This is a genomic window from Kineococcus glutinatus, assembly GCF_039542765.1.
Taxonomy (GTDB): Bacteria; Actinomycetota; Actinomycetes; order Actinomycetales; family Kineococcaceae; genus Kineococcus_A; species Kineococcus_A glutinatus.
On the sequence record NZ_BAABIL010000316.1, the window covers coordinates 1 to 2,189 of the forward strand.

Annotated in this window: 2 protein-coding genes; both read right to left on the minus strand. The window is 76.0% G+C overall.

Annotation, left to right across the window (positions count from 1 at the left end):
* Positions 1-526, minus strand: a 526-nt coding sequence (locus ABEB16_RS12265; RefSeq protein WP_486335981.1) for a VldE C-terminal domain-containing protein, incomplete at its 3' end; no start/stop codon positions are given.
* A partial coding sequence (locus tag ABEB16_RS12270) for an N-acetylmuramoyl-L-alanine amidase (protein ID WP_345712531.1) occupies positions 523-2,189 on the minus strand: 1,667 nt, incomplete at its 5' end. The genes ABEB16_RS12265 and ABEB16_RS12270, both read right to left, overlap by 4 nt.

A 2,189-nucleotide genomic window follows, 5' to 3' on the forward strand; every position in this document is an offset into this window, starting at 1 on the left:
GGGTGAGGGAGACGTGGACGTGGTCGGTGTGCGGGTTGGAGCCGGTGTACGGCTGCCAGCCGAGGTCGGCCCGGTAGGACTTCCACACCTGCCGGTCCCAGATGACGTACATGACGCCGAGCCGGCGCGCCGAGGCCGCGGTGCGCCCGGCGGCGTCCGGCGCCAGCAGCCAGCGCAGGAAGTCCTCGGCGGTGGCGCGGTCGGCGGGGTCGGCGGCGTCCAGCATCCAGTCCAGGGCGCGCCCGTCCATGTGCTCGCTGGTGGCGACGCCGCTGGCGGTGCAGGCGCGGGTGGTGCCGATGGTCTGCCTGCCGTAGCTGGCCAGGATGAGGTCGCGCAGCCCCGCGGTGCCCGGCTGCAGCGGCCCGCACGTGGTGGGCGCCTCGTAGGACGGCAGGTCCTCCAGGCCGGCGGGCAGGCTGCGGGGCGTCGCGGGGGCCGCGAGGGCGCCCTCGGCCGTGACCAGGCCGGTCGCGGCGGTGCCGAGGACGCCCAGCAGCAGGGCCCGGCGGCTCGCGAGGCTCACGCCGTGAGCGCCTTCGTGACGCGGCCGGTGCTCGCGTCCCAGGTGAGCGAGCCGCCCTGGAAGTCGCTGCGCCTGCCGCCGGGGACGTCGTACTCGTCGGAGGTGGGGTAGCCGAGCTTGCCGGTCTCCCAGCCCTGGGCGGCCCACGCATCGCGGATCGCGCCGCGCACGACGCGCGCACCGGTCGTCCTCGACCAGTAGACGGAGCCGCCCTGGAAGTGGGTGAAGGCGCCCTTGGGCAGGACGACCTCGTCGGTGACCGGGAAGCCCAGGAAGGAGCGCTCCCAGCCCAGCGAGGTCCACTTGTCGCGGATCGCGCCGCGCACCACGTGCGCGCCGGTCCTGGGCGACCAGTAGATCGAGCCGCCCTGGAAGTGGCTGTAGGCGCCGCCGATCGCGGGGCCCTCGTCGCGGGTGGGGAAGCCGAGGGGGGAGTTCTCCCAGCCGAGGGCGGCCCACTTGTCGCGGATGGCGCCCTTGACGATCTGCGCGCCGGTGGCCTGCGACCAGTAGATGGAGCCGCCGGCGTAGTGCTGGAAGGCGCCGGGGCGCACCGGGGTGGAGGACTCCGGGCCGCGGGTGTCGCCCAGCGCGCCGCCGGCGCCGCCGCTGGCGGCGTACTTCGCGGCGATCGCGGAGGCGGGGGCGCCGCCGAGGAGCTGGGCGACGCGGTCGCGGATCCAGCCCATCTTCGTGATGCCGACGTTGCCCGGGCACGCGGTGAAGCCGACGTCGCGGTGGGCCAGGATCGTGGCGAGCCGGACGGTGGTGCCGGCCTTGTAGCGGGCCGTGCCGCCGCCGGCGGAGGTGAGCTCGGCCTGGCCGAAGGCGGGGATGTTGTACATCGACAGCTTCCAGGCGATGACCTGGGCCACGGACTCCAGCATCGCCGGCGGCGGCGCGACCGAGGTGAAGTCGCCCATCATGGACACGCCGAAGGTGTTGCTGTTGAAGCCGCCGGCGTGGGCGCCGACCACCGCCTTGGTGATGCCGCCCGCGCGGCCCTCCCAGATCCCGCCGAAGCGGTCGACGACGAAGTTGTAGCCGAGGTCGCTCCAGCCCAGGCTCACGGTGTGGTAGCGGTACATGCCGCGGATGACGGCGGTGACCTCGCCCTGGCCGTAGCTGCCGCCGTCGGCGGTGTGGTGCACCACGACGGCCTTGATGGTGGGGCTGTAGGAGGGGGCGTCGCGGCGCAGCGTCTCGTCGGCGCCCCAGGCCGCGCGGGAGCCGATGCGCGGCTGGGCGAGCGCCTTGCGCTCGGGGGTGGGGGTGGCCGAGGCCGGGGTGGCGACCTCGTCCGCCGGGGCGCTCAGCAGGTCGGCCGCGCGGGCGTCGCCGGCGGCGGTGCCGGGGTCGACGACGTGCAGCTGCGCGGTGGCCGCGTCGGCCTCGGGGAGGCGGACCTGCACGCGGGTGCTGCGGCCGAGGCGCCCCACCCAGAGGGGGTCGGAGCCGGTGGTGCCGCCGCGGGCCTCGCCGCTGCCGGCGTCCGGCTCGACGTCGGAGATCGGCAGGACCGCCCAGGCGCCCCAGGTGCTGCCGTCGCCGGTGCGGACGGCGACCTCGGTGGCGCTGGTGCCCCGCGGGAAGGTGACGCCCAGCATGCTGCCGCCGTCGACCTCGACGGTGACGACGGTGGTGCCGGCCGGGGCGCCGGCCG